The 26,836-nt window shown below is 74.5% G+C and carries 25 protein-coding genes; 9 read left to right on the plus strand and 16 right to left on the minus strand.

The annotated features are described in order from the left end of the window. Nucleotides 1-347: 347 nt before the first annotated feature. The 3 genes from ACFQBR_RS18630 to sigE are packed head-to-tail and all read right to left on the minus strand — an operon-like array spanning nucleotide 348 to nucleotide 2,712. On the minus strand, nucleotides 348-1,409 hold the full coding sequence (locus ACFQBR_RS18630) for a transcriptional regulator (protein ID WP_344182212.1): 1,062 nt from the start codon (nucleotides 1,407-1,409) through the stop codon (nucleotides 348-350). Next, nucleotides 1,406-2,098 carry an anti-sigma factor family protein gene (locus ACFQBR_RS18635; RefSeq protein WP_344182214.1) on the minus strand — a complete coding sequence of 231 codons (693 nt, stop codon included), beginning with the start codon at nucleotides 2,096-2,098 and terminating at the stop codon, nucleotides 1,406-1,408. Before ACFQBR_RS18635 ends, ACFQBR_RS18630 begins: the two co-directional genes overlap by 4 nt. Next, nucleotides 2,095-2,712 carry an RNA polymerase sigma factor SigE gene (gene sigE / locus ACFQBR_RS18640; RefSeq protein WP_344182216.1) on the minus strand — a complete coding sequence of 206 codons (618 nt, stop codon included), beginning with the start codon at nucleotides 2,710-2,712 and terminating at the stop codon, nucleotides 2,095-2,097. Before sigE ends, ACFQBR_RS18635 begins: the two co-directional genes overlap by 4 nt. A gap of 316 nt (nucleotides 2,713-3,028) precedes the next feature. Here sigE and ACFQBR_RS18645 point away from each other — a divergent pair, with 316 nt between their 5' ends. Beyond that, the gene (locus ACFQBR_RS18645; protein ID WP_267950251.1) at nucleotides 3,029-3,616 is read left to right on the plus strand and encodes an O-methyltransferase; all 588 of its coding nucleotides are present in this window, start codon (nucleotides 3,029-3,031) and stop codon (nucleotides 3,614-3,616) included. A 69-nt stretch (nucleotides 3,617-3,685) separates the two neighbouring features. On the opposite strand, the gene ACFQBR_RS18650 is transcribed toward ACFQBR_RS18645, so the two are convergent. The 7 genes from ACFQBR_RS18650 to ACFQBR_RS18680 form a co-directional block, all read right to left on the minus strand. Further along, nucleotides 3,686-5,185, minus strand: a complete 1,500-nt coding sequence (locus tag ACFQBR_RS18650; RefSeq protein ID WP_267948191.1) for a leucyl aminopeptidase — start codon at nucleotides 5,183-5,185, stop codon at nucleotides 3,686-3,688. A 91-nt stretch (nucleotides 5,186-5,276) separates the two neighbouring features. After that, complete coding sequence (locus tag ACFQBR_RS18655) at nucleotides 5,277-5,444, minus strand: DUF3117 domain-containing protein (RefSeq protein ID WP_267948190.1); 168 nt, start codon at nucleotides 5,442-5,444, stop codon at nucleotides 5,277-5,279. A 367-nt stretch (nucleotides 5,445-5,811) separates the two neighbouring features. Beyond that, complete coding sequence (locus ACFQBR_RS18660) at nucleotides 5,812-6,411, minus strand: hypothetical protein (RefSeq protein WP_344182218.1); 600 nt, start codon at nucleotides 6,409-6,411, stop codon at nucleotides 5,812-5,814. Nucleotides 6,412-6,654: 243 nt separating this feature from the next. After that, on the minus strand, nucleotides 6,655-7,230 hold the full coding sequence (locus ACFQBR_RS18665; RefSeq protein ID WP_344182220.1) for a hypothetical protein: 576 nt from the start codon (nucleotides 7,228-7,230) through the stop codon (nucleotides 6,655-6,657). 145 nt (nucleotides 7,231-7,375) lie between these two features. Then, nucleotides 7,376-8,161: an LOG family protein gene (locus ACFQBR_RS18670; RefSeq protein ID WP_267948187.1), complete on the minus strand. Its 786-nt coding sequence runs from the start codon at nucleotides 8,159-8,161 to the stop codon at nucleotides 7,376-7,378. A gap of 141 nt (nucleotides 8,162-8,302) precedes the next feature. Beyond that, on the minus strand, nucleotides 8,303-9,367 hold the full coding sequence (gene dapE, locus ACFQBR_RS18675; RefSeq protein WP_344182222.1) for a succinyl-diaminopimelate desuccinylase: 1,065 nt from the start codon (nucleotides 9,365-9,367) through the stop codon (nucleotides 8,303-8,305). A 452-nt stretch (nucleotides 9,368-9,819) separates the two neighbouring features. Continuing rightward, nucleotides 9,820-10,656 (minus strand): 2,3,4,5-tetrahydropyridine-2,6-dicarboxylate N-succinyltransferase, encoded by an 837-nt coding sequence (locus tag ACFQBR_RS18680; RefSeq protein WP_267948185.1) that lies wholly within the window; start codon nucleotides 10,654-10,656, stop codon nucleotides 9,820-9,822. Between the two features lie 199 nt (nucleotides 10,657-10,855). Here ACFQBR_RS18680 and ACFQBR_RS18685 point away from each other — a divergent pair, with 199 nt between their 5' ends. Then, complete coding sequence (locus tag ACFQBR_RS18685) at nucleotides 10,856-11,737, plus strand: hypothetical protein (RefSeq protein WP_344182224.1); 882 nt, start codon at nucleotides 10,856-10,858, stop codon at nucleotides 11,735-11,737. A 237-nt stretch (nucleotides 11,738-11,974) separates the two neighbouring features. On the opposite strand, the gene dapC is transcribed toward ACFQBR_RS18685, so the two are convergent. Together dapC and fdxA are read right to left on the minus strand one after the other, a co-directional pair. After that, nucleotides 11,975-13,084, minus strand: a complete 1,110-nt coding sequence (gene dapC / locus ACFQBR_RS18690; protein ID WP_344182226.1) for a succinyldiaminopimelate transaminase — start codon at nucleotides 13,082-13,084, stop codon at nucleotides 11,975-11,977. A gap of 170 nt (nucleotides 13,085-13,254) precedes the next feature. Beyond that, the gene (gene fdxA, locus ACFQBR_RS18695; protein ID WP_013154907.1) at nucleotides 13,255-13,575 is read right to left on the minus strand and encodes a ferredoxin; all 321 of its coding nucleotides are present in this window, start codon (nucleotides 13,573-13,575) and stop codon (nucleotides 13,255-13,257) included. Nucleotides 13,576-13,757: 182 nt separating this feature from the next. On the opposite strand from fdxA, the gene ACFQBR_RS18700 reads away from it, so the two are divergent. The 3 genes from ACFQBR_RS18700 to ACFQBR_RS18710 all read left to right on the plus strand — a co-directional run bounded on the left by ACFQBR_RS18700 (nucleotide 13,758) and on the right by ACFQBR_RS18710 (nucleotide 16,738). Continuing rightward, entirely contained in the window at nucleotides 13,758-14,015 is a 258-nt protein-coding gene (locus ACFQBR_RS18700) for a putative acetyltransferase (RefSeq protein WP_267948182.1), read from the plus strand. 201 nt (nucleotides 14,016-14,216) lie between these two features. Next, nucleotides 14,217-15,578, plus strand: a complete 1,362-nt coding sequence (locus tag ACFQBR_RS18705; RefSeq protein ID WP_267948181.1) for a hypothetical protein — start codon at nucleotides 14,217-14,219, stop codon at nucleotides 15,576-15,578. A 101-nt stretch (nucleotides 15,579-15,679) separates the two neighbouring features. After that, on the plus strand, nucleotides 15,680-16,738 hold the full coding sequence (locus ACFQBR_RS18710; RefSeq protein WP_344182228.1) for a site-2 protease family protein: 1,059 nt from the start codon (nucleotides 15,680-15,682) through the stop codon (nucleotides 16,736-16,738). A gap of 71 nt (nucleotides 16,739-16,809) precedes the next feature. Here ACFQBR_RS18710 and ACFQBR_RS18715 read toward each other — a convergent pair whose 3' ends face one another. Beyond that, nucleotides 16,810-17,316, minus strand: coding sequence for a hypothetical protein (locus ACFQBR_RS18715; protein ID WP_267948179.1), 507 nt, complete (start codon nucleotides 17,314-17,316; stop codon nucleotides 16,810-16,812). A 38-nt stretch (nucleotides 17,317-17,354) separates the two neighbouring features. Further along, nucleotides 17,355-18,221, minus strand: coding sequence for an N-acetyl-1-D-myo-inositol-2-amino-2-deoxy-alpha-D-glucopyranoside deacetylase (gene mshB / locus ACFQBR_RS18720; RefSeq protein ID WP_344182230.1), 867 nt, complete (start codon nucleotides 18,219-18,221; stop codon nucleotides 17,355-17,357). Nucleotides 18,222-18,526: 305 nt separating this feature from the next. Between mshB and ACFQBR_RS18725 the strand changes: the two genes are divergently transcribed. Beyond that, entirely contained in the window at nucleotides 18,527-20,746 is a 2,220-nt protein-coding gene (locus ACFQBR_RS18725) for a S9 family peptidase (RefSeq protein WP_267948177.1), read from the plus strand. Between the two features lie 69 nt (nucleotides 20,747-20,815). Here the strand turns inward: ACFQBR_RS18725 and ACFQBR_RS18730 are convergent, their stop codons facing one another. Next, complete coding sequence (locus ACFQBR_RS18730; RefSeq protein ID WP_344182232.1) at nucleotides 20,816-22,678, minus strand: serine/threonine-protein kinase; 1,863 nt, start codon at nucleotides 22,676-22,678, stop codon at nucleotides 20,816-20,818. A 23-nt stretch (nucleotides 22,679-22,701) separates the two neighbouring features. Further along, nucleotides 22,702-24,405 carry a serine/threonine-protein kinase gene (locus ACFQBR_RS18735; protein WP_378553954.1) on the minus strand — a complete coding sequence of 568 codons (1,704 nt, stop codon included), beginning with the start codon at nucleotides 24,403-24,405 and terminating at the stop codon, nucleotides 22,702-22,704. 383 nt (nucleotides 24,406-24,788) lie between these two features. On the opposite strand from ACFQBR_RS18735, the gene ACFQBR_RS18740 reads away from it, so the two are divergent. From ACFQBR_RS18740 to ACFQBR_RS18750, 3 genes are all read left to right on the plus strand, one after another. Beyond that, nucleotides 24,789-25,175 (plus strand): DUF3054 domain-containing protein, encoded by a 387-nt coding sequence (locus tag ACFQBR_RS18740; protein WP_267948174.1) that lies wholly within the window; start codon nucleotides 24,789-24,791, stop codon nucleotides 25,173-25,175. Nucleotides 25,176-25,290: 115 nt separating this feature from the next. After that, nucleotides 25,291-26,022 carry a TrmH family RNA methyltransferase gene (locus ACFQBR_RS18745; protein ID WP_344178847.1) on the plus strand — a complete coding sequence of 244 codons (732 nt, stop codon included), beginning with the start codon at nucleotides 25,291-25,293 and terminating at the stop codon, nucleotides 26,020-26,022. 55 nt (nucleotides 26,023-26,077) lie between these two features. After that, nucleotides 26,078-26,713, plus strand: a complete 636-nt coding sequence (locus ACFQBR_RS18750) for a GNAT family N-acetyltransferase (RefSeq protein WP_344178849.1) — start codon at nucleotides 26,078-26,080, stop codon at nucleotides 26,711-26,713. Nucleotides 26,714-26,836 lie beyond the last annotated feature (123 nt).

Consider the following 26,836-nt stretch of genomic DNA (forward strand, 5'->3'; position numbering starts at 1 on the left):
GGCCGGGGGCGGCGCCCCGGTCGGTGACGGGGGCCGGGCCCCCGTGGGCCGGGGGGCCGGGGGCGGCCCACCGGGGGTGCCGCCGGTGGGCCGCGGGGGTCCGGCCAGGCGTGGGCGCCGCATCCCGCGGTCCGTCCCCGGGGGGCGGTGCGCCGTCCGGCGGGGTCGACCGGGAGGGCTCTGCCCCGTGGTCCGAACGGCCGTTCTCCTCAGTCAAGACCTGCTCCGTGGGTCGCTCTGTCGCTTGGCTCGCGGTCGACACGCGACCCGGCGGGTCCCGCCGCGTGGGCCCCGACCGGGGCGGGCCTCCCGCCGCCCGGCGGGTCCGCCTCGGTCGGAGGGCACCCCTAGAGGAACCCCAACCGGGACATGCCCCGATGCACTCTGGCCCAGAAGCCGGAACTCTCGGGTCCCGGCAGCGCGGTCACAGCGGACGAGGCGATCCCGGCGGGGGCGTCGGCCAGCACCGTGTAGACGAAGCCGCCCGCCTGCCACATGCTCTGGTACTGGCCCACGTCTCCGCCGAAGACCGTGTCGTGTTGTGTTGTGACGCCGCTTCCCCCCATATCGGTTCCGGCGTATCCGTCACGGAGTGAAGCGGTGTGTTTCGTGTCCAGCTTCCCACGCTGGATGAAAACCGACACCTGCGACAACCCGTCCGAATAGATCGCGTGCACGACGCGGCGGCCGGCGTGCTCGGTGGAGCGCGCGTCGACCAGCCTGAGGTTCCAGTGGAGGTGCTCGGGGAGCGTCCACCCGTCCTCCCGCAGACCGTCGCGCTCCTCACCGGTCAGGGCGTCGCCCCAGGGGGTTCCGCCGACGGCCCCCTCGGGCCAGTCGCCCTCCCCCGGCGCGAGGCCGGTCAGGCGGACGCTGAGCGCGGGCTCCCCCGACACCTCGTAGACCGTGCTCCCGACGAGCAGCCCGGTCCCGGTGTCGACCCAGAACCGCCCGGCGACGGTACCGTCGGCACGTCCGGCCTCCACCACCCGGGCCTCCCGGCCCTCCAGGTCGGCGGTGCCCGCGTCGGTCACCTCGTAGGTGTCCTCCAGCATGTGCAGCAGGCGCTCGTCCAGCGACTCCAGGGCCGAGGACGCCCGCACCACGAACGCGGCCTCCTCCTCCCCCACGGGAGCGAGCGCGAGACCGGCGCCCGGCCGGTGCACCACGTGCACGTGGGACGGCGCCTCCCCCTCCGCCCCGGTCACCTCGCGCACCGCCGAGTAGGCCGTCTCCTTCCCCGCCACCGCGGCCCGGCGCAGCACGGACATGCCGTCGTCGGCCCCCTCGGCGGGGACCTGGTGCGCATCGGGGCACGCGGCCCCGGTCAGCAGGACCACGCACAGCGCCAGCACGGCGACGAGCGTGGCCGGACCGGAGGTGGCGGAGGAGGGTCCCCCCGCGCTCACCGCGTCGTTTCGGTGGAGCCGTACCCGGGCGGGGTCTCGGTCCCCACGGGACGGACCTCCGTCGGGCGGGAGTCCATGACGGGTATCTGACGGCTGGTCACCGCGTGCTCGACGGCGTAGTCGGACAGGCGGGGCTCCACCACGGGCGTGTCCTGCGCGTCTCCGCCCGCGACGAACGCGGTGCCCAGGAGCGCGGTGGCGACCGCGAAGCCGGCGACCGCGTAGCGCCCTCCCGGGAAGTCCGGGAGCAGGTGGGAGAAGCGGTCCCCGCCGCGGCGCCTGACGGGGCGGGCGGGCCGCTCGGGGCGGGCGGGCCCCGTCCGGGCCGGCCCGGTCTCCGCCGCGGTCTCCACGTCCGCCGCGCCCCCTCCGGGGAAGCCGCCGAGGGGACGCGAGGACCCCAGCGGCGGGCGGAACCCGAAGCCCGCGCCCCCGGGCGGCGGCTCGGAGGGGCCCCGGCCCCCCGGTCCGGGGTCGCGGGACAGGCTCGTGAGCCGCCCCATGAAGTCCAGGTCGGGCTCCGGCTCGCGCAGACCGGTGAGGCGGCGCTTCAGGCGGCGCATCATGTCGGCCTCGAACCGGCACGACTCGCACTTGGCCAGGTGGATGAGGGCGCTCTCGTGTTCGACGGGGCCCAGTTCGCCGTCCACGAGCGCGGAGAGCCGCTCTCCGAGGTGGTCCTTGCTCACTCCGCCTCCCCGTTGCCGACGTTGCCGCCGCTGCTCACCCCGTGCTGCTCCGCGGCCAGGGACCTCCGGTGCTCCAGGGCCCGCCGCAGCTGGGCGCGGCCCCGGTGGATACGGCTGCGGACGGTGCCGAGCTTGACGTCGAGCGTCGCCGCGATCTCCTCGTAGGAGAGCCCCTCGATGTCGCACAGGACGACGGGGGCGCGGAACTCCGCGGGCAGCGCGTCCAGCGCGGACTGGATGTCGGCGTCGAAGTGCCGGTCGTCGTAGCGCTGGGCGGGGGAGGGCTCACGCCCCTCCAGCCGCTCGTCCGCGTTGTCGGCCAGGCCCTCGAAGCGGATACGGGCCTTGCGGCGGGCCATGTCCAGGAAGAGGTTGGTGGTGATGCGGTGCAGCCACCCCTCGAAGGTGCCGGGGGTGTAGTTGGCCAGGGAGCGGAACACCCTGATGAAGACCTCCTGTGTGAGGTCCTCCGCGTCGTGCTTGTTGCCGGTCAGCCGGTAGGCGAGCCGGTAGACGCGCGGCGAGTGGGTCCGGACGACCTCGTCCCAGCTCGGGGGTTCCCATGCCTCGAATTCCACGGCAGGGCCGGTCTCTGGCACCGCTGCTCCCTTCATCCCGTCGATTCGCCGACTGGCTGGTCGGGGGGAGTTTGCTTCGTGGCGATCAACGTACGTTCATCCCGATTCAACGCCGGGAGGCGTGGATTAAGTTCCCGCCGCCACGCTCGGAGTTCGGTCCGGATCAGGCTAGTCTTCTGCCAGGCGCCGGACCTGGTCGGACCATCATTCCACGGTGGGTGACGGCTTCCCGGTCGGGCCCACGACACGTATGCGACCACAGCAGCGGGAGGCCGTCATCACCGGTCCGGAGGAGACAGCGGCCCGGCTCACCTGGGTCCGCACCGAGCAGGCCCGCTTCGAGCGGGACGCCATGGAGGACGAGCCGCTCGCCGACGCGTACGACGCGGGCCTGCGGTCGACGGCCCCGCCCGTGGACGCCGCCACGGGGGGCGCGCTGCGCTTCCTGGCCGCCTCCATCAGCGCCCGGTCCGTGGTCGAGATCGGGACGGGGTGCGGCTCCTCGGGGATCTGGCTGCTGCGCGGCATGACGCCGGACGGCATCCTCACCACGGTCGACACGAACGCCGAGTACCAGGAGTACGCGCGGTCGGCGTTCGCGAGGGCGGGGTTCGGCGCGGGACGGGCGAGGCTGATCCGCGGAGCCGCCCTGGACGTGCTGCCGAGGCTGACGGACGGCGGGTACGACCTGGTCCTCGTGGACGCCGACACCGTGTCCTACCCCCTGTACCTGGAGGAGGCGCGGCGCCTGCTGCGTCCGGGCGGGATGGTGGTGTTCAACGGCGCCATGGCGGGTTCCTCCGAGCCGGACGGGCCGCTGCGCGTGCCCGACCCCCGGGAGACCGCCGTCCGGGAGGTGATCGGCCGGCTGCGCGCGGAGGAGGCGTCCATCCCGCTGTTCATGCCCGTGGGCGAGGGACTCCTGGCCGCCATCCTGTAGCCGCGGCGCGACCGGAGGGGGAGGGGGCTCCCCCTCCCCCACGGCGGCCCGGCCGCCGTCCGGCGCCGCTCAGCGGTCGGCGAGCCAGCGCAGCAGGGTGCGGGTCGTGAACGCCGTGCCGCCCTTGCTGAGCAGTCCGCTCTCCTTCATGGACCTGCCGGGCCCCGCGATGTCCAGGTGCGCCCACGGGACGTCCCCGGCGAACTCGCGCAGGAACAGGGCGGCGTCGGTGGCGCCCGCGGGACCGAAGTCGCGTCCGCGGGTGCCGATGTTGGCCAGGTCCGCCACCCGCGACTTCGTGGTCGGCACGTACTCCTCCGTGAGCGGCATCCGCCACAGGGGTTCGCCGGAGTCGCGGCCCGCCTCCTCCAGCTGGGCGGCGAGCTCCTCGTCGTTGCTGTACAGCGCGCCCGTGCCGGTGCCGAGCGCCACCTTGGCCGCGCCGGTCAGCGTCGCGACGTCCACCAGGACGTCCGGGGCGAGCTCGCCGACCGCGTAGCCCATGGCGTCGGCGAGGACCAGGCGGCCCTCGGCGTCGGAGTTGAGCACCTCGACCGTCGTCCCGGTGTAGGTGGTGAGCACGTCGCCGATCCGGGTGGAGTCGCCGGAGAAGGCGTTCTCCGCCAGGGCCAGCAGGCCCGTCACGCGGACGGCGGCGCCCACGGCCGCCAGGGCCGACAGCACGGCGAGGACGATCGCGGAGCCGCTCATGTCGGTCTTCATCAGCGACATGTTGTCGTTGGGCTTGAGGGAGAGCCCGCCGGTGTCGAACGTGATGCCCTTGCCCACCAGGACGACGTGCGCGGCGGGGTTCTCGGGCGTGTAGGAGAGCTGGACCAGGCGCGGCGGGCGCGAGGAGCCCTGTCCCACGCCGAGGATCGCCCCGAACCCGTCGTTCTCCAGGTCCTTCTCGTCCCACACCCGCACCTGGAGGCCCTTGTCCGCGGCCACGTCGCGTGCGCGCGCCGCCATCCACTCGGGGTCCTTGGTCAGGGAGGGGGTGTTGATGAGGTCGCGGGCCAGGGCGGTGGCCGCGGCCAGGGCCGTGCCCCGCTCCAGTGCGCCGGCCAGGGATCCGTCGTCACCGTCGCCGGAGGCGACCTCGACCGAGGCCGCCGGGCGCCGGTCGTCCGGGACCTCCGAGGTCTTGAGGCTGAAGGTGTAGGAGGCCAGGAGCACGCCCTCGGCGAAGGCGGTGGCGGCCTCCGCGCCGGAGCCGGGCCAGGCGAGGGCCACGCGCTCGTTCCCGCGGGCGGCCCGGGCCAGGGCCGCGCCGGCCTTCCGGAGGTCGTCGGGCGAACCCGATCCGACCCCCAGAAGCGCCAGGCGGACCAGGCCCTGGTCCCGGGGCACCGGGAAGTGGGCCAGCTCTCCGGGTTTCCCGGTGAGCGAGTAGTGCGCGAACAGATCGGTGAGCGATGCCGGTAGGACCTGTGTCAGGCCGCTCTCGGCGACCCCCTCGACCGCCTCGGGTCCGCTGTCTCCCGGAATCAGGGGGAGGACCAGCAGGTCCGCGGTGGAATCGACGAGCTTCCCCGGTACGGGGTGGATCTCCGTGGCGAAAGGCACAGGCCGCTCACAATCGTTCACTTGGGAGGTGTACAACCTCGGGGGTCGTCAGGGCTTTCCGGCCCGGGGTGGGGGACGGTTCACTGCCGAACTAGCCGACGACACCCTTGAGCGCGTCCCGGAGCTCGGACGCCTCGTCTGGAGTCAGCTCGACAACCAGGCGTCCGCCGCCCTCCAGCGGGACCCGCATGATGATGCCGCGACCCTCCTTGGTGACCTCCATCGGCCCGTCGCTGGTCCTCGGCTTCATCGCCGCCATGCCATTCCCCTTTCTAGTGTTCCTCGCGGGTGACCGGGGCCGACCCACAGCACCGGCGCCGATCCGCGTGACCGGTCTCGGCTCCGGAGCCGCATGCCGGTTCCGGGTGACTCATGCCCGTGTGGCTTAAGGGGCGTGAATCACTCTTCGACCATTATCTCGGAGGTTCACCCCTCCGTGTGCGCCAGGCGACAGCGGGGCCGCCGCCGCGAGCACACGCCCACGAGGAATCTTCGGTCAGTAAGGTTATATCGGTCCTGACCGAAACTCGGGGAGTATCCGGGGCGCGGAGAGCTCCGCCGCCCCGGCCCACCGCGCGGACGCGCCCCTTCGGGACGCCCCCGACCTGGGGCCGGTCCCGCGCGGGTCAGCCGAGGTCGCCCGTCGAGATCATCCGGGTCCCCTCCCGGGTGATGGAGGACCACTCCGCCCTCAGCCCGCCGCCGTCGGCCGCCGACCACACGGTCAGCTCGGCCTCGTCGACGCACCGGTCCTCGGGGTCGGCCGTCTCGGTGTAGGCGTAGACGCGGCGGTCGTTGTCGCCGGCCGACAGGACCAGGGTCCCCGAGCAGGAGAAGGTCGTCCAGGCCGTGCTGCCGCGCTCGGCGCCCTCCTCGATCCGGACCTCCGCGTGCCAGTCGGCCACGTGCTCGCCGTCGGTGTCGACCTGGCTCATCTCACCGGACCACGCACCGACGAACGCCTCGGCGGGAACGGTCGGACCGCTCTCCTCCTCGCCCGGCTCCGCGAGCACGGCCCACGCCGCGGCTCCGCCGCCGACGAGCAGGACGGCCGCGGCGGCCGCGGCCAGAAGGGTGATCTGGCGGCGGCGCTTCCCGCTGTGCCGGGTCGACCTGGGCGGCGGCCACAGGGACAGCTGTTGCACGGGGTGGGCCGGGGTCACCGAGGAGGCGGGCGCGTCGCGCCTGTCCCCGGCTCCCGACTCGAGTTCGGCTGCTGTGTCCATCCTCGCCATCCTCAACAACGCTGCACCCGCTCCGGCGGAACGGGGGTATCGAGTACAGCGACCGAGAATAGAGCACGCCAACCCGCCGGATCCGCCACAGAACGGCGCCGAGGCTGTGATGCACGGCATAGCGGGCGACGGATCGGCAGGTCGGGCCGAGTGGACGCGCGCCGCGATTCCGCGGGCGGCCGCACGCCCCGGAGCGGGCGCACCGGGCTCCCCGGCCCCCGCCGCCGGGTCCGGTCAGCGCTGGTTCCCGCCGACCGCGGCGTCGTCCGAGGCGTCCTCCGACACGTCGTCCGCGGCCTCGCCCCGGGCGGCGTCCCCGGGCCCCGCGGGGTCCCGCTCGGTGTCCCCGCCGTGCGCGTCGTGCGCGTCGTGCGCGTCCGGCCCGTCGGAACCGGCCCCCCGCACCGCGCCGGGTGCGTAGGCGTCCCCGGGCACCGCGCCGGGTGCGTAGGCGTCCCCGGGCAGGTGCGCCCCGGGGAGCGGCCCGGTCCCCTCCGGGACGTAGGAGGGGTCGAGCCGCGACAGGCGCCACTCCAGGTCCTCGATCCGCTCCTCCCTCTCGCGCAGGGTGATGGTGAGCCGCAGCAGCAGCTCGTCCACGGCGCGGACGTGGTAGCCCCACAGGGCGAGGGGGAGCATCACGCGACCGAGGTCGCGCGCCCTGACGGCGCGGTCGTCCGGCAGGGGGAGCGGGGGGTAGTCGGCCTCGAACCGGGCGAGCTGACCGCCCTTGCCGAGCACGACGTAGACCACGCCGACGAGCACGGCCAGCGCGGCCGCGGCAACCAGGATCATGATGAGAACAGGCACGGACCCGATCGTGCCACACACCGGCCCCCGTGGGGAGGCCGGTGGACGGGCGGCCGGGGGCGGCTCCGCGTGGGAGCGGTCCGCGCCCCGGGGCCCCGCCCGTCCCCGCCACGGCGGGGCGGCGCCGGGCGCGCGTGCCCGGTTCCTACTGCTCGGGCCCCGCCTCGGACCGCGCCAGCTCCTCCTGCTCCCGCGCGATGTGCAGGTGGGACTTGCGGATGATGTCGACGACCTCCAGGGGGTCGTCGACGATCTGGACCAGCTCCATGTCCTGCGGCTTGATCAGCTCGTTCTCCAGGAGGCTGGTGCGGACCCACTCCTCCAGCCCGCCCCAGAAGTCGCGGCCGACCAGGATCACCGGGAACCGGGTGACCTTCTTGGTCTGCACGAGGGTGGCCGCCTCGAACAGCTCGTCGAGGGTGCCGAAGCCCCCGGGCAGCACGACGAAGGCCTGCGAGTACTTCACGAACATCGTCTTGCGGACGAAGAAGTACCGGAAGGTCATCCCCATGTCGATGTGGGAGTTGAGGGACTGCTCGAAGGGCAGCTCGATGCCGAGCCCCACCGAGAGCCCGCCCGCCTCCTGGGCGCCCTTGTTCGCGGCCTCCATCATGCCGGGGCCGCCGCCGGTGATCGTGGCGTAGCCCGCCTCCGCGAGCCTGGCGCCCACCTCGACGCCCAGGTCGTAGTAACGGGTCCCGGGCTTGATCCTGGCCGAGCCGAACACGCTCACCGCCGAGGGCAGTTCGGACAGGAGCCCGAAGCCCTCCACGAACTCCGACTGGATGCGCAGGACCCGCCACGGGTCGGTGTGCACCCAGTCCGAGGGGCCGCGCCGGTCGAGGAGTCGCTGGTCGGTGGTGGTGCTGGGAATCGAGCTGCCCCGGTAGGTGAGGGGGCCGGCCCGCCTTACGTTCTCGTCTTCGGTCATGTCGTAAAGCTATCCGCGTGGGAACGGCTCACACCTGAACCACACGTGACCCGGTGGTGGCCACGAGCGGCAGGTTTGTCCCGGGACCGCCGTCGCGGCCGGTCACGGCGTTCCGGGACGCCCGGGCCGGGCCCGCGGCGGTCATCGGGCCCCGGTCAGCCAGGCGACCATGCGCTCCTCGGCCTCGCGGATCCTCGCGATCTCCGCGTACTCGTCCCTCGTGTGCGCGAGCACGGGGTCGCCGGGGCCGTAGTTGACGGCGGGCACCCCCAGTTCCGAGAAGCGCGAGACGTCGGTCCACCCGAGCTTGGCGCGGGCCTCCCCCTCCCCCACCGAGGCGACGAACGCCGCCGCCGAGGGGTCGTCCAGCCCCGGGCGCGCGGGCGCCGCCGCGTCCACCACGCGCACCTCGAAGCCGGCGAACACCTCGCGCAGGTGGGCCTCCGCGTCCGCGACGGACAGGTCCGGGGCGAACCGGTAGTTGACCTTCACCACGCACTCGTCGGGGATGACGTTGCCGGCGACCCCGCCCTCGATGAACACGGCGTTGAGGCCCTCGTGGAAGCGCAGCCCCTCCACCTCCGGCTCGCGGGGGGTGTAGGCGCGCAGCACGTCGAGGACGGCCCCGGCGCCGTGGATCGCGTTCTCGCCCATCCACGAGCGGGCGCTGTGCGCGCGCCTGCCCCGGGACACGACCTCCACCCGCATGGTCCCCTGGCAGCCGCCCTCGATCACCCCGTCCGTGGGCTCCATCAGGATCGCGAAGTCCCCGGCCAGCCACTCCGGGTGGTTGCGGGTGAGCCGGAGGAGGCCGTTGCGGGACGCGTCGACCTCCTCGTTGTCGTAGAAGACGTAGGTGACGTCGTGCACGGGTTCGGCCACCAGGGCGGCGAGCTTGAGCTGGACGGCGACCCCGGCCTTCATGTCGGTGGTGCCGCACCCGTAGAGGCGTCCGCCCTCGACACGGGAGGGGACGTTGTCCACGATCGGGACGGTGTCGATGTGCCCGGCGACGACCACGCGGCGCGGGCGGCCCAGCCCGGTGCGGGCGACCACGGCGTCGCCGTCGCGGGTGACCGCGAGGTGCGGGAGGGCCTTCAGCGCCCCTTCGACCGCGTCGGCGAGGCTCCCCTCGTCGCCGCTCTCGGAACGGATGTCCACGAGTGCGGCGGTCAGGTCCGCCACGTCAGAGGTCAGGTCCAGCATGGTGTCGCCCCGTTTCCGAGCTGTGTTGTGCCGTCGTGCCGCGCGACCCGCCCGCCCACCCCGGCGGGTGCGCGGGCGGGTCGCGCGTACGGCCACCCTAGTGGGCCGGACGGAACCGTTGCCGGTGGGATATGAGGGGTTCTGACCTGGATGATCTCGTACTTGCAGCCGGCCTCGACGCCCCGGGGCCACGTGGCGGCGGCAACGAGGCCCTCGTCGGGTGCCCCGGCCGGGGCGGTCCGCCCATGGGCCCGACGGGGGCGGCCGCGGAGCTCGGCGGCCGCCCCGTCCGACCCCGCCACGGGTACGAGGCCACGGCGGAGGGGGCGGGCCGCCGACCGAGGGTCGGTCCCCGAACGCGCGAGGGGCGCCCCCCGCCTTCGGAGGGCGCCCCTGCCGGACGCGGACGGCGTGCCGCCGGGCGTGCGCCCCGCCGGTCCGACGGACGCGCGTCAGGCGTTGACGCCGTGCTCCCGCAGGAGGTCGTTCAGGGCGAGCTTGTCGTGCTCCTCGCCCTCCTGGAGGCGCTTGAGCACCAGCAGGACCGGCATGCCGAAGTCGCCGCCCGGGAAGCTCTTGGTCCGGTTCGCGGTCACGCACACCGACCAGGCCGGGGCCTCGCCGCGCTCGAGCTCCTCACCGGTCTCGGCGTCGAACACGCGCGTGGAGGAGGTCAGGATGGTGCCCGCGCCGAGCTTGGCGCCGGTGCGCACGCGGGCGCCCTCGACGACCATGCTGCGGGAGCCGAGGAACGCGTCGTCCTCGATGACGACCGGGGAGGCCTGCGGCGGCTCCAGGACGCCGCCGACGCCGACGCCGCCGGACAGGTGGACGTTCCGGCCCACCTGGGCGCAGGAGCCGACCGTGGCCCAGGTGTCGACCATGGTGCCGGAGCCGACGTAGGCGCCGATGTTGGTGAAGGACGGCATGAGGACGACGCCGGGGGCGAGGTAGGAGCCCCAGCGGGCGATCGCCCCCGCGACGACGCGGACGCCGTCGAAGCGGGTCTTCAGGGGCATGCGGTCGTGGTGGCGGAAGTCGCCGACCTGCGACTCCTTCATGTCCAGGACCTTGAAGCCGAGGAGGATGGAACGCTTGGCGCGCTCGTCGACCACGACCTCGTCGGTCGCGGGGTCGACGAAGGCCACACGGGCCTTGCCCTCGTCGATCAGGTCGATGGCGCCGGTGATGGTCTCGCGCGCCTCGGCGTGGGAGGGCGTGAGTTCGGAGCGCTTCTCCCAGAGTTCGTCGATCTGGTCGGGCAGCGGGCTGGAGTACGAGCTGGTCATGTGCACACACGTTAGTGGTTCGCGAAAGGTGCGGGGGTACCCCCCGCCCGTGTGTGCCGGCCGCCTCCGGGGATCCGCCCCGTCCCGCCTCCCGGTGCGGACTACAATGCGGCCTGGGCTCGCTGCGGGCCCCGCGCGGCACGGGTGACGTTCCTCTCCGTGTGGTGCACCCCACCTGCTCCCGACCCTTGGTTCGCCTGTGCCCAGTAAGCGCCGGAGGCTCTCCGCCTTCGTCAAGATCCTGTTGTCCCTCTTCCTCGTGTGCGGCCTCCTCGTCGCGGGCGCGTACTACGTGCTGAACACGTTCGAGCCGGTCGAGACCACCGTCGAGGCCCCCGATCCGGGCTGCCGTCTGCAGCTGTCCGACGGCAAGTACGAGATGGAGATCGCCCAGGCGGTGAGCGCGACCACGGTGGGCGGGGTGGCGTTCAGCCGCGACCTGCCGCCCGAGGCCGTGACCGTGGCGTTCGCGACCGTGTGGCAGGAGACGGCGTTCTACAACCTGGAGTACGGCGACAGGGACTCCCTCGGCCTGTTCCAGCAGCGGCCGTCCCAGGAGTGGGGCGAGCCGGAGGAGATCCTCGACCCGGTCTTCGCCACCCGCGCGTTCTACGACGAGCTGGTGGAGGTGAACAACTGGTCGGAGATCCCGGTGTTCGAGGCCGCCCAGGCGGTCCAGCGCAGCGCGGACGGCTACGCCTACGACCAGCACGAGGCCCTGTCGGCACGGATGGCCGAGGTGACCACCGGAGAGCTCGGTCCGAGCCTGACCTGCTGGTACGACGCCGAGGGCCTGGACGCCCTCCGGGCGGGCGACGCGGACACGGCGGGCGCCCAGGAGGAGATGGCGAGGGTCTTCGGCGTGGACCCGGCGGAGCTCCCCCTGAACGCGGACGAGGCGATGAGGACCGGCGACCTCGGCTGGGCCATGGCCCTGTGGGCGGTCGCGCACGCCGAGGAGTACGGGCTGACCTCCGTCGCCTACGGTGACCGGCTGTGGCGTGCGTCGGACGGCCTGGACGGCGCCGAGGCGTGGACGGCGGCCGGGGAGGACACCCGGGGGCGCGTGGTCCTGGGCTGACCGCCGTGTGGCGGCCCACCCCGACCGCCCGGGCAGCCCCCGGGACACTGCGGTCCTCCCGGTCCAGCGCCTCGAAGAAAACCTCGCCTTCAACCCCTCGAAATCCACGATCCCCGCAACTCCCTGAAATCCAGGGTGCTGCGGGGATCGCCAGAACCCACAACGCGCGCCGGGGCCCTGTGCGTCCGCAGCGGTCCCGGGGAACGGCCGCCGGGCCCGTTCCCCGGGACCGTCCCGCTACTCCGCCAGCCGCTCGACGGCGGCCCCGACGCGCTCGTCGGTGGCGGTGAACGCCACCCGCACGTGTCCCGCCCCCGCGGCGCCGTAGAAGTCGCCGGGGGCCACCAGGACACCGCGCTCCGCCAGGTGCGCGACCGCGCCCCAGGCGTCGTGGCGGGGGTGGCTCGCCCAGAGGTACAGTCCGGCGTCGGAGTGCTCGATCCGCCAGCCCGCCCCCTCCAGGGCCGCGCGGAGCCGGGCCCGGCGGGCCCGGTACCGCTCCTTCTGCTCGGCGGCGTGGGCGTCGTCGTCCAGGGCCGCCCGCATCGCCGCCTGGACGGGCGCGGGGACGATCATCCCGGCGTGCTTGCGCACCGCCAGCAGCTCTCCGACGAGGGCGGGGTCCCCGGCGACGAAGGCCGCCCGGTAGCCGGCCAGGTTGGAGCGCTTGGAGAGCGAGTGCACCGCGAGCAGGTTGTCGTGCGATCCGCCCGACACGTCCGGGTGCAGGATCGACACCGGTTCGGCGCCGTCCCAGCCGAGGTCCAGGTAGCACTCGTCGGAGGCCACCACGGCCCCGCGCTCGCGGGCCCACTCCACGACCTTGCGCAGGTGCGGGACGCCCAGGACGCGCCCGGTCGGGTTGCTGGGCGAGTTCACCCACACCAGTCCCGCCGGGGCCGGGCCCAGCGCCGTCAGGCCGTCGGAGGCGACCGGGGTCGCACCGGCGATCCGGGCGCCGACGTCGTAGGTCGGGTAGGCCAGTGCGGGGTGCACGACCGTGTCGCCCGCCCCGAGGCCGAGGAGGGTCGGCAGCCACGCGACGAGCTCCTTCGAGCCGACGGTGGGCAGCACCGCTCCCTCGGCGACGTCCACGCCGTGGCGGCGCGACAGCCAGCCGCGGATGGAGGCCCGCAGCTCGGGCGTTCCCCAGGTCAGCGGGTATCCGGGCGAGTCCGAGGCGTCGGACAGGGCCTCGCGGAGGGAGGCCGGGACCGGGTCGACCGGCGTGCCGACGGACAGGTCCACGATGCCGCCGGGGTGCGCCGCGGCCGTGCGCTTGTACGGCGCCAGCCGGTCCCACGGGAAGGTCGGGAGCCGGTCCGCCACGGGTCGCCGCTCGGCCATCGGTGCACACTCCATCCATCGGTTTCGGTTCGCACAGCAATCGCGCCGACCCGCCGGAGGGGGTCGGCGCGACACGTCACCGCACGGGTGACCCACGCCCGCGCACCCTCTGCGCCAGGGGGGTGCGGTGGCGGCTCGGCCCCTGTCGGGCCGGAACGCGGACTGCGCGGCTACTCGGCCTGCGGGGGCAGCTTCGCGACGAGCGGGTGGTCGCGGTCGATCTTGCCGACCTTCGAGGCGCCGCCCGGGGACCCCAGGTCGTCGAAGAAGTCGACGTTGGCCTTGTAGAAGTCGGACCACTGCTCGGGCAGGTCGTCCTCGTAGTAGATGGCCTCGACCGGGCAGACCGGCTCGCACGCACCGCAGTCGACGCACTCGTCCGGGTGGATGTAGAGCATGCGGTCGCCCTCGTAGATGCAGTCCACGGGGCACTCGTCAATGCACGCCTTGTCCAGCACATCAACACAGGGCTGCGCGATGACGTAGGTCACGTCGTACTCCTTGTCTCACCCCCGCTTTCCACGGGGGAGGCGGGGACCTTGAGAACCCCGGACCGGGTTCGGCGTGCGGGCGCCTATGCCCTGCTCCCGGGCTCTGCAAGCAAATGGCACAGATGTCGTCCTCCTAGTATGGCGGCGAAGAACAACCTGCGCACAATCGGGGGGCTCGTTCGATGCACATGGGAGGACGTCTCGTCCACCGGATAACCCCGGAGGACGTGGGCCGCCGGGTCTCCGTACGCACAACCCTCCCCGGGGGCGGGTTCACCGATATCGTCGGGGTCGTGGAGTCCTGGGACGGCGGCGTCATCACCGTGCGCCGGCGCGACGGCTCCGCGGTGGAGGTCGAGGAGTCGGCCGTCGCCGCCAGCCGCGTCGTTCCGCCGGTGCCCCCGCGCCGCCGCGGCGGTCCTCCCCCGAGGACTGCCTGAGCCCCGCTGCGGGCCGGACGGTCCCGGCGTCCACACGTGCCTGAGCACAGGCATTCTTCGCCCCGTGCGGGGTAGGAGACGCACAGTCCCGGAGCGGGTCCCGGCCCGACCCTCCCGGGGACAGACGAACGAGACAACGCGCCCCCCGCGGAACACCGCGCGGACGGGCGCGGGTACGCGGGGAGGTGGTGAGCGCCCGTCATGCGCGAAGCAGTAGCGTCCGCCCTCGCCGAGCTGGCCCGACGGGACGAGCGGGCCGCCGACACGGCACGGGCGGCGTTGGACGCCCTGGCGCCGGACCAGGAGCTCGAGAGGCTCAACCAGCACGCCGTCCAGCGGTTCTGCTGGTTCGAGCTCCCGGTCCGCTTCCAGGACTCCGCCGACGAGCAGCTGTTCGCCGTGCGCTCCCTCGGCAGCCTCTTCTCCCTCCTCCAGCTCTACCGGTACGCGCAGATCTGCTCGGCGCAGGAGACCTCCTCCCTGCTCGCCGTCTACTCCGAGGACCACGCGGCGGGGCTGGCCATGTACGAGCGGCTCATGTGGGAGTCCGGGGTCGAGCCCCCGGACCTCCCCGAGCTCACGTGGGGCACCGCGGTCGGCGACGCGGAGATCCGCGCCCGCGACGAGACCTCGGCCGCCCTGGAGCTGGCCATCTCCCTGGGCGACGTCAGGCCGGGAAAGCGCGGGTGGCGTCCGGCCCAGGAGCAGTTCACGCGCTCCTTCCTGACCCGCCCGGGACGGCGGGGCCTGAGCCACCTGGACCTGGTGCGGGAGGAGCGGGTCCGCGCGTGGCTCAGCTCGTCGGCGCACCCGCACCGGCAGCGGCTGTGGCCGCTCGTCGGGCAGATCATCGCCGGCGCGGACGTGCCGCGCGCGGCGGACCGGTCGATGGCGCCGCTGCAACGGCTGCTGGACCTCGCCGCCGACGGCATCGCCCTCACCCAGATCGGCTACATCTCGCCGGGCGTGGTCCGCCAGATGTGCGCGGACTTCGGTTGGCGGACCACCCCGGAACCCCCGCGCAGCGAGACGGACGCGACCCAGCTGATCGCCCTGCACCAGGCGCTGCGGGGCATGCGCGCCGTGCGCCGCTCGGGGCGCCGGCTCGTCCTGACCCGGCGCGGGCGGCAGCTGCGCGAGGACCCCGAGGCGCTGTGGCGGGCCTCCACCGAGACCCTGTGCCGAACCGGCGGACTGGAGCAGGCGGCGGCGGAGACGCTCCTGGGCATGCTGCTGTCCCGCTCCCCGCAGGGCGGCGGTTCGCACGAGCGCCGGCGCGAGTCGGACGTGGAGGCGGCCGAGAGGACGCTGACCGAGTCGGGCTGGGTGCCGCCGGAGCCGCCGCTCGCGTCGGGCCGGCACGCCGCCTCGCACCGGCGGACCGCCGAGGCCGCCTCGGACCGGGTGCGGGCGCTGGTGATGGCGGTGTGCTGGCTGCTGGAGACCCTCGGCCTGCTCGGCGAGGACGACGGCGCCGGGCACCGGGAGCTGACGGCGCCCGGCCGCGCCTTCGCGGTCGCGTGCCTGCACCAGTCGGCGGTGGCCCCCCGGGCGGTCGTGTAGGCCCCCGCGCCGCCCCGCCCCCCTGTGCCGCACCCGCTGCGCACGGGTCCCGCCCAGGGCCTAATCTGGAGCGCGACCCACCCGCGACCAGCAGGAGCACCATGCCCACGCCCGAACCGCCCCAGAAGGCGGAGACGACCGACGCGCCCGGACCCGACCGGGGCGCGGACGAGGCGCCCGGCGTCGACCCGTGGGACAGGATGCCCGAGGGCGCCCTCAACCGCCCCGACCTGGGCGGGGACGACGACGAACCGGCGTCCTCCGGGGAGGGGGGCACAGGGGCTCCCGGGCCCGGCGGGGACACCGCGGACACGGAGGACCCCCCCGGGGACGACGGCGCGCCCGCGGAGGGCGCCCCGGCCCCGAGCCGGCTCGACTTCCTGCCCAGCCCGGTGTTCGTCCTGCTGCTGGGGCTCACGGGGTTCGCCGGCTGGCTCTCCTGGCGCGCGGTCGAACTCGACTGGGCCGCCGAGGGCGCGAGCGTCACCCCGCTGATCCCGCCCCTGCTCATCCTGCTCGGGTGGATCGTCTCCTCGGCCGTCCACGAGTTCGCGCACGCGCTCGCGGCCTACCTGGCCGGGGACCGCTCGCTGCGCGGGAGCGCCTACCTGAGGCTCAACCCGTTCGCCTACGAGCAGGCCTTCGCCGGGCTCGTGCTGCCCTCGCTCTACCTGGGCCTGGGGGCCTTCGGCATGACCGGGCCGCCCGCCTACGTCGACTGGGACCGCATCCCGTCGCGCGGCCGACGCGCCGCGGTGGCGCTCGCCGGCCCGCTGGCCAGCCTCCTGCTGTCCGCGGTCCTCGCCGCCGTCGTGACCGTCCTGGTCCCCCCCGGCAACGACACCACCAACTGGGCGATCGCCGCGATGGCGCTGCTGTCCTTCGCGAACCTGACCGCCGCCCTCGTCAACCTGCTGCCCGTCCCGGGCCTGGACGGCTTCGAGGTGCTGGCCGCGGCGGCGCACCGCGCGCCGTGGGTCCCCGCCGCCCGCCGCAACGCCCTGTTCGGCTCCGTGGCCGTGTTCGCCGTCCTGTGGTTCCCCGGGGTCAGGGAGGTCATGGTGAACCTGGTGTACGGCCTGTTCGACCTGGTCCTGCCCAATCCGGTGTTCCCCGGGATCGCCTTCTACGGAGAGCTCCTGCTGCAGTTCTGGGCCTGAGCCCGTACACGGGGAGAGGACCCCGGGGCGATCCCCGGGGTCCTCTCCCCGTGTACGGCCCGACGCCGGGGTCAGTCCCCGTTCGGCGGGTGCGCGCCCGCGGGGGGCCGTTCCTGCGGCCGGGCGCCGCCCTGCGGGGTCGGGGGCAGGAAGATCCCGCTGCGGACCACGGAGATCGCCAGGACCAGCATCGTCCCGAACATGTACGCGTTGTGCATGAGGTGGTTCCTGAGGACGGCGTCACCGCCGGGGAGGTAGCTGACCAGGGCGATCAGCACCGCCAGGAACCCCACCGCGAAGGCCACCGCCCCGGACGGGCCCCGGGTCCCCCACGCGCACAGGCGGCCCGCCCCGTACAGGAGCGCCAGGAAGGCCACCAGCCCCGCCACCGACAGCAGGGTCGCGGGCCGGCCCGCGTCCCAGTAGCGGGTGAGCCAGCCGGCGCCGGTCGTGGACAGCAGGCCCAGGAGGGCGCCGAGCAGAAGCAGGACCGCGAAGGTGGCCGCGGTCAGCAGCGGCGACAGGGACGTCCGGGGCGGTCTCCGCTCTCCGGCCCCGGTGGACTCAGGTGTGCTCACAGCAGACGAGGGTAGACGGTCGCCCGGACCGCCCGGGATCACAGCCCCGAGAACAGGTCCGTCTCGTACTCCCCCGGCCGGACGCGCGGCGCCGGCCCCAGCAGCAGTGTGAAGTACTCGACGGCGTCGATCTCCTGCGCGATGCCGTTCGACAGGGCGAACCGCCCGCCGTCCACGGTGATCTGCGTGGCGTGCGCCCGCATGGCCATCGCCTTCGCCGCCCAGTGCGCCCCCGCGTCGACGCGCGTGGTCACCAGCTCGTCCGGGGTGCCGCGCGCGATGTCGGACACCTGGGCGGGCGGCGTGAACGGGCCCGCCTCCTCGTTGAGCCGCGCGATCGACGCCTCGATCACGGACACCGGCTGGGCGATCGCGTAGAGCTTGCCGACCTGCCAGGGCGTGCCCGCCATGGAGCGCTCACCGGCCCGGGCGCACGCGCGCCGGGTGATCCGGTGCGCCTGGACGTGGTCCGGGTGCCCGTAGCCGCCGTACTCGTCGTAGCTGACCAGTACGTGCGGCCTGACCTCGCGGATGATCTCCGCGAGCATCGTCGCGGCGGCCTCCGGGTCGGCCCCCGCGAACGCCTTCGGGTGGTCGTTGGCGGAACCGCCCGCCATGCCCGAGTCCCTGTAGCGGCCGGCGCCGCCGAGGAACCGGTGGTCGCGCACGCCCAGGGCGACGCAGGCCTTCTCCAGCTCGCCGGTCCGGTGGCTGCCCAGGGTGTCGTCGCGGTCGGCGGCCAGGTGCGCGAGGTCGTCGGGGATGACCTCGCCCTCCTCACCGAGGGTGCAGGTCACCAGGGTGACGCCGGCCCCCTCGGCCGCGTACTTCGCCAGCGTCGCACCCGTGACGATGCTCTCGTCGTCGGGGTGCGCGTGCACCATCATCAGTCGCCTGTCAGTCACATAGCGAACGATACCGGTCGCATCACGACATGGCGTGACCTTCACACACCCGTGTCCGACCGGGGTCCGGAACCCCGCCCGGTGCGACGGGGTGCGGGCGCGGAGCCGGAGCGCGCCTCCTGCGGCGCACGGGGGCGGGGACGCGGCACGCGCGGGGCACCCCCCAGCGGCCTCCGGAGGCCTCCTGAGGCGCGAGGGGGCGGGTGCGGCCCCCGGGACGCCGCCCGGCGCGGACCTCCGCGCGTCGTGGCCGGTGGGGAGGGGACGCGCCCCCGCCCGGGCGCGGCATGGGACACAATCCCCCTATGAGTTTTCCTCGCCAACAGGCCCGTACCCAACGCTTCACGATCGGTGTTCCGCGCGCGTTCCAGATCTCGCCGGACGGACAACGCGTCGCCTTCCTCCGGGGGCGCGACGGAGTAGACACGGGCACGTGCCTGTGGGTGCACGAGACGGAGGCCGGGACCGAGTCGGTGGTCGCCGACCCCAAGGCCCTGGGCGCCGACGACGAGAACCTCCCCCCGGAGGAGCGGGCCCGCCGTGAGCGCCTCCGCGAGAGCGGCGGCGGCATCGTGTCCTACTCGGTGGACGACGCCTTCACGAGGGCGGTCTTCACCCTGTCCGGGCGGCTGTTCTACGTCGACCTGGTCGGCGACGGCGGCGCGCCCCGCGAGCTGCCCGCGGCCACCCCTGTCGTGGACCCGCGGATCAGTCCGGCGGGCGACCGCGTCGCCTACGTCAGCGGTGGGGCCGTGCGCGTCATCGACGTCGCCGCGGCCGAGTCCGACCACGGCGACAGGGTGGTCGCCGAGCCCGACGGCGACCACGTCACCTGGGGTCTGGCCGAGCTGGTCGCCGCCGAGGAGATGGGCCGCTACCGGGGCTTCTGGTGGGCTCCGGACGGTTCCTCGCTGGCCGTCGCCCGCGTGGACGAGTCCGCGGTGAACACCTGGTACGTCTCCGACCCCGGCCGCCCCGGCCAGGAGCCGACGGCGCTGCGCTACCCGCCGGCGGGGGGCGTCAACGCGGACGTGCGCCTGGCCGTGTTCCCGGTCGGTTCGGCGGGGGCGTACCGGCGGGACGGCCGCCCCTCCCCCACCTGGGTGGAGTGGGACCGGGAGGCCTTCCCCTACCTGTCGACCGTCGGTTGGACCACCGGCCCCGACGGCACCCCCACCGTCGTCCTCACCGCGCAGGACCGCGGCCAGCGCTCGCTCACCCTCCTCAGCGCCGACCCGGCCACCGGCCTGGTCGCCGAGGTGCGCACCGACACCGACGGCGTGTGGGTCGAGCTGATGCCGGGCGTGCCCGCCCACACCGCCTCCGGGGACCTGGTGTGGATCGCCCGCGGGCCCGAGGGGCCCGACGGGCCCGGTGAGCGGCGCGTGTACGTCGGCGGCACGCCCGTCAGCCCCGCCGACGTGTACGTGCGCGGGGTCGTCGACGTGGACGGCGACCGCGTCCTCTACACGGGCTCGCCCGCGGGGAGCCCCGGCGACGTGTCCCTGTGGCTGGTGGACCTGGCCACCGGCCTGTCGGCGCCGGTGGAGGTCCCCGGGCACGGCTGCTCCCGGTCCGCCGACTCGGGGGCCCACAGCGGCCTGCGCTCCGGGAGGCTGCGCGGCGGCACCCTCGTCGTCCAGCACCGGTCGATGGACTTCGCCGGGGTGCGCACCGTGGTCGTGCGCAACGCCGACACCGAGACGCGGCGGGCGTACTCCGAGATCCCCAGCCTCGCGGAGGCGCCGGAGCTCCCCGAGCCGAGGGTGGAGTTCTGGCGCGCCGGCGAGCGGCGGATCCCGACCGCGCTCGTCCTGCCGTCCTGGTACCGCGAGGACCTCCGTCCGCTCCCCGTGCTGATGGCCCCCTACGGGGGACCGCACGCCCAGCGGGTCCTCAACGCGCGCGGGGCCTACCTGACCGCCCAGTGGTACGCGGAGCAGGGCTTCGCGGTGCTCATCGCGGACGGCCGCGGCACCCCGGGGATCGGGGTGGAGTGGGAGCAGAGCATCCACCTCGACCTGGCGGCGCCGGTGCTGGACGACCAGGTGGCGGCCCTGCGGGACGCGGCGGCCCGCTTCCCCTTCCTGGACACCGCGCGCGTGGGCATCCACGGCTGGTCGTTCGGCGGGTTCCTCGCCGCGCTCGCGGTGCTGCGCCGCCCGGACGTGTTCCACGCGGCGGTGGCGGGCGCGCCGGTCATCGACTGGGAGCTGTACGACACCCACTACACCGAGCGCTACCTGGGCACCCCGCAGGAGCGCCCGGAGGCGTACGTGCGCAGCTCGCTCCTGGAGGAGGCGGCCAAGCTGGAGCGCCCGCTGATGATGATCCACGGCCTGGCGGACGACAACGTGGCGTTCGCGCACACCCAGAGGATGTCGTCGGCCCTGATGGCGGCGGGCCGCCCGCACACGGTGCTGCCGCTGTCGGGGGTGACGCACTCCCCGTCCGACCCGACCGTCGCGGAGAACCTGATGCTGCTCCAGGTGGAGTTCCTCAAGGAGAACCTCCGGGGCGAGTAGCGGACGCCCCGGGCCCCGGCGATACGCGTGCCGGGGCCCGGGCGCGCACGGTGCGGGCCGGACCCGGCGTCAGTACTGGGGCTCCACCGCCTCCGCCTGGGACGCGGCGATCTCGTCCTCGCCGGGGACCCTGATCTCCACCGGCTCGTTGAACGAGACATACGTGACCGTGGTCGTCGTGGGCACCGGGTCCCACCCCGGGTCCTCCCACTCGTAGTACTTCTGGAAGACCAGCGGGTACCCGTCCCCGTCCAGCCAGACCTCGAAGGTGTGGTCGTGCTCCCCGTAGCTCGTGTCGTCGTACGTGTCCACGAGCTCCCTGGTGTAGGACCCGCTGTAGTGGTGTCCCGTCCGACCGACCAGCCCGCTCAGGTCCGCCACGTCCTCCGTGGTGTCGTCCTCGCCGACCGGGAGCGCGCGCTCGCCCAGGTACTCCACCTCGGCGCCGGACTCCGCGATCCACGCGAGGTCCTCCACCAGCGCACCCCGGTCGGGGTCGATCCCGAGGCCCTCGCCGCCCCGGAAGTAGCCCCGGTCCGGGAAGCCCTGGGTCTCCGTGTCGTAGAGGGTGTACCGGTGGACGGTGTCGTCCGGCCCCTCTCCGACCACCAGGAGCTCGTTGAGGGCCGGGCCTCCCCAGGAGGTGCGCTGGTACAGGGGCCGGGGGTCCTCCGTGTACCTGAACCGCGTGGGGTATCCGCCCGGCTGGTTCGTGACCGTGCTCGAGTACGCGTCGAAGCTGGACGCCCCCAGCGCCAGGTCGACGGCCCTGGCGACGCTCCCCGGGCCGTCCTCCACGGAGATCCCCGTGTCGGCGGTCGGGGCGGAGCCCTCCTGGCCGGGGGGCGTCCCGCCCGCCGTCCCGCCGTCGTCCCGGGCATCGGGGCGCGCGAACATCCACACCGCCAGGAGCGCCGGGACCAGCAGCGCCGCCCCGACCGCGGTGAGCGCCCTCCCCGTGCGGAAGCGCCGTACCCGACGCGTCCCGGGCGCGTCCACGCCCCTCCACTCGGTGGCGATCAGGTCGGGCACGACCAGGGTCGGCAGTTCCCGTCCGGCCGGTCGGACCCTGGTGGCGCTCCACCCCCCGGTGAGCTCGGCGAGCGCCTGTGCCGCGGTCGGACGCCGGCCCGGGTCCTTGTCCATCGCCCGCCGCACGAGGTCCAGCAGTTCGGGCGCGACCCCGTCCAGGTCGGGCTCCTCCTGGCGGGTGCGGTGGATCAGGGCCTCCTGGTTCCCGGTCCCGAACGGGTTCCGGCCGGTGGCGGCGAAGGCGACCATCCCGCCCCAGGCGAACATGTCGGAGCGCTCCGAGGCGTCCTCGCCCGCGTACTGCTCGGGGGCGATCCACCCCGGTGTGCCGACCAGGCCGCCGGTCCGGGTCAGCGCGGTCGCGTCGACCGCCCGCGCGATGCCGAAGTCCAGCACCTTGGGCCCGTCCGGCGACAGGATCACGTTGCCCGGCTTCAGGTCCCGGTGCACCACGCCCGCCGCGTGGATCGCCGCGAGCGCCTCCGCCAGCCCCACCGCGAGCGCCAGCAGGAGGCCGCCGTCCAAAGCCCCCCGCTCCCGCACGTGCTGCCGCAGCGTGCGCCCCGGCACGTACTCCGTGGCCATCCACGGGGTCGGCGACCGGACGTCCGCGCCGTAGAAGGCCGCCGTGCACGTCGCCCGCACCCGGGACACGAGGTCCACCTCGCGGGCGAACCGGGCGAGGAACACCGGATCGACCGCGAACTGCGGGTGGATCACCTTGACGGCCGCGCAGCCCCCGGCCGGGTCGACGCCCGCGTAGACGGCGCCCATGCCCCCCGTGCCGACGCGTCCGACGACGCGGTAGGAACCGATGGTCTCCGGATCCCCCTTGGCGGGCGGATCGACGCCGTGGGGGAGGCGGTTCCGGTCGAACGCGGGGGATTGGGCAGCGGTCACCCCGTGTCCTCCGCCTCCGTGCCTCATCCGAGGTCCTCCGCTTCTCCCGTGAAGGCGCAGCTGTGCGCGGTGGCGTCGTCCGGGGGCTCGTGCGCGGCGAGCGTGACGGACTCGGGCAGCCCGGGCACCTCGGGCGTCACCGCCTCGTAGCAGACCCCGCCCGGCTGCCCCCAGGAGACCGGGTCCCCGTCGTCCACGGCCCCGTCCGGCAGGTAGTAGACGACCCCCCTCCGGTCGCCGCCGAGGAAGGTCACCGTGAACTCGGCCTCGGGGTCCTCGGGGGAGACCTCCGCGAGCACGCCCGCGGTGCTCGGAAACGCCAGTTCCGGCCCCTCCCCGACCGCCCCGGCCTCCTCGGTGTGCACGAAGTCCTTGTTGTCGATCCGCAGGCTGCCGAACGCGGGGAGGTACTCGACGCCGACCGTGAACTCGAACCCGGCCGTCTCCGAGCCGACGTACCGGGCATCGGCGAAGGTGACGCGCAGCTGGTCCAGCCCCTCCCCCGGCTCGCCCGGCGCGGGCTCCAGCCTCCGGACGACCCCCGGGCCCGCGTGGGGCGCCACCGTCATCCGCCCGTTCTCGTACAGGTCGCGGTACTCCTCCGGCAGGTCCTCGGCGCCGGCGGCCGCACCGGACCCGGCGGTCCGGACGCCCTCCCCGCCGCCGGTGGGGGGCTCCCCCTCCGGTCCCCCGGAGGACGGCAGGACGCCGGCCCCCGCACCGGCCAGGAGGACGAGGACGGTCGCGGCCGCGCCGATCACCGCCGGGCGGCGCCCGCGCAACGGCCAGGGCCGGGCGGGAGGGGCGTGGCGGCTCCACTCGTCGATCCCGGGCTCCGGTGTCCGGACCCCGGTCCACGCCCGGCGCGCGGCGTCCGCGGCGTCGGACCGGCCGCGCGCCCCGCCCGGCGTCCGCGCCGGGGCGGGCAGGAGCGCCACGGCCTCCCGGGCCGCCCCGGCCGCCCCCGGCCGGCGCGCGGGATCCTTGTCGAGGGCGCGTGCCAGGAGCTCCCGGAGCCCGGCGGGGACACCGTCGAGCTCCGGGGGGTCGTGGAGGATCCGGGAGGCCGTGGTGTCCGTCCCCCCGGCTCCGAAGGGGTGGCGGCCGGTGGCGGCGAAGGCGACGAGCGCGCCCCAGGCGAACATGTCGGAGCGGTCGGTGGCGTCCTGGCCCGCGTACTGCTCGGGGGCGATCCAGCCGGGGGTGCCGACCAGGCCGCCGGTCCGGGTCAGCGCGGTCTCCTCGGCCGCCCGCGCGATGCCGAAGTCCAGCACCTTGGGCCCGTCGGAGGACAGGATGACGTTGCCCGGCTTGAGGTCCCGGTGCACCACGCCCACCGCGTGGATCGCCGCGAGCGCCTCCGCGAGATCCGCCGCGAACACCGTGAGGGTGGGCCCGGTGAGCGGGCCGCAGCGCCCGACGTGCTCGTGGAGGACGGGGCCCGCGACGTACTCGGTGGCCAGCCAGGGCACCTCCGCGCCGGTGTCGGTGCCCAGGAAGCGCGGCACTCCGGCGGACCTGACCCGGCGGACCAGCGCGACCTCGCGGGCGAACCGGGCACGGAACTCGGCGTCGCCCGCGAAGGGCCGGTGGACGCGCTTGACCGCGGCGGGGCGGTCGTGGTCGTCCAGTGCGGCGTACACCGTGCCCATGCCGCCCGAGCCGATCCGGCCGACCACGCGGTAGGGGCCCACGCGGCGGGGTTCGCCGGCGGTGAGGGGGTGCACCCCGGCGGGGGTGCCGGGGGGTGGCGCGGGGTCCGCGGGGAGCGGTGAAGGGGGCATTCCACGGCCGATCTGTGACTCGGTGGGGGTGTGTCCGGGACGCTCCGGGGTCGGCCCCGGGGCCGTCCCCTCCTATGTCGATGCCCCGTGGGCCGGGCGGGTTCGCCCTTCTCCGCCCGCCCGGCGCACGGGCCGGCTCCGCGGGCGCCGCGGCCCCGCCCGGCGGGCCGGGGGCGGGTCCCGATCGTACTGACCGGAAGGGTTGGCGGCCCCTCCCGGTGCTCTTGTCCCTGGGGCGAGGTTCGGCTCCGGGTACGGGACCACCCAGGTCAGGGGCCCTCACACCCCACCGGCAACGGTTCCGGCCGGCCCGTTAGCCTGGTGGCATGCGTTCGTATGCGGCGCCGCTCGCCTTCGCGGCCGACCTGGTCTGTGTGCTCGTCTTCGTCGTGATCGGCAGGGTCGACCACGAGTCCGGGACCGCCCTCGCGGGGATCTGGGGCACGGCCTGGCCGTTCCTGGCCGGGACGGTCCTGGGGTGGGCGGTCACCCTGGGCTGGAGGGCCCCCGACCGGATCTGGCCGGTCGGCCTGTTCGTGTGGGCCGTGACGGTGGCGGGCGGGATGGTGCTGCGCCTGCTGACCGGCGAGGGCGCGCCGTTCAGCTTCGTCGTCGTCACGTCCCTGTTCCTGGCCGCGGCCATGCTCGGCTGGCGCGCGGCGGCCCTCCTCGTCGCACGGAGCCGGCAGAGCGGCCCGCGGAGCGGCGGCTGAGGGCCTGATCCGGCCACAGACCCGGTGACCGCCCCGAGAGCGGCCGGCGGAGCGGCGGCCGAGGGGTCGGCGGCGCCCCGCCGAGGAGGCGCCGGGGGTTCGTAAGCTGGAACGGATGAACGAGCATCCCGCACCCCAGGCCACCCTCCCCTCCTCGGTCGCGTCCGACGCGCCCGACGGCAACGGCGAGGACGAGGCACGCGAGGTCGGTGTGGGCCCCTGGTCCGGACCGTGGCCCGAGGGCGACCACTACGACCCCGACCTCCTGGCCGGGGGCGACCGCCGCAACGTCGTGGACCGCTACCGGTACTGGCGGCGCGAGGCGATCGTCGCGGACCTCGACACCGTCCGCCACCCCTTCCACATCGCCGTGGAGAACTGGTCGCACGACTTCAACATCGGCTCGGTCGTACGCACCGCCAACGCGTTCGGGTGCGCGGCGGTCCACATCGTCGGCCGCCGCAGGTGGAACAAGCGGGGGGCGATGGTCACCGACCGCTACCAGCACGTCCACCACCACCCCGACACGGACGCCCTGGTGGCGTGGGCCGAGGAGCGCGGGCTCCCCCTGATCGGGATCGACAACCTGCCGGGCGCCGTGCCGCTGGAGACCTACCCGCTGCCGAGGGACGCCGTCCTGGTGTTCGGGCAGGAGGGTCCGGGGCTGTCCGAGGAGGTGCGGAAGGTGTGCCGGGCGGTGCTGTCGATCGCCCAGTTCGGTTCGACGCGGTCGATCAACGCCGGCGCGGCGGCCGCGATCGCGATGCACGCCTGGGTGCGGGCCCACGTCTTCGACCAGCCGGTGTCCGGACAGGCCTGCGCCACACCCGCCGAGGCGCTGCCGTGATGGTTCCGTGATCTACCATGTGCGTGAGGCCGCCCCCTACCAGAGAGCAGTGCGCATGAGCCCGACCGTCACCTCCGCAGCCCGCCCCGCCACCATGGACGACGTCGCCGGCATCGCCCGGGTCCTGAGCAGATCCGCCCACGAGGACCCGTTCTTCCGCTGGCTGTTCCCCGACGACGAACTCCGCATCGCCAAGACGCGGCGCTTCTTCGCCCTGACCGCCGGGTTCGGCTACGTCCCCGCCGGCGGCACCCGGGTCGCCGAGACCAGGGACGACCCGGAGTCCGCGCCGGTGGTGCGGGGCGCGGCCCTGTGGGCGCCGCCCGAGGCCAACCCCGAGGGGCAGCTGGTCTCGCTGCGCACCTGGCCCCACTGGGGCCCGCTGATCGGCCGGGCGCGCCTCACCGCGTTCGTGCGGGTGTTCGCGGAGTGGAAGCTGGCCGCTCCCCAGGAACCCCACCTGTACCTGGCCACCCTGGGCGTGGATCCCGTGGCGTCCGGCACCGGTGTGGCGGGCGGCCTCCTCTCCGACGGCCTGGACCGGGCGGACTCCGAGGGGATCCCCGTGTTCACCCAGACCCTCGACGACAAGACCGTCGGCTTCTACGAGCGGTTCGGCTTCCGCGTGTCCCGCGAGGTGGAGAGCCAGGACGCGGGCACCCACTACTACCTGGTCCGCGACCCCTCCTGAGCCTCCGCGGGGCCGGAGGGGACCGTGCGCGGGGCCCGCGGGGCGGTCGGGGACTTCCTCGGAAAACGCCGCACCCGGAATGTTCGCGGGATCTACCATGAGCGTTGACCGGAGTCCCGTGAG

The sequence above is a fragment of the Nocardiopsis tropica genome (assembly GCF_042660575.1).
GTDB lineage: Bacteria > Actinomycetota > Actinomycetes > Streptosporangiales > Streptosporangiaceae > Nocardiopsis > Nocardiopsis tropica.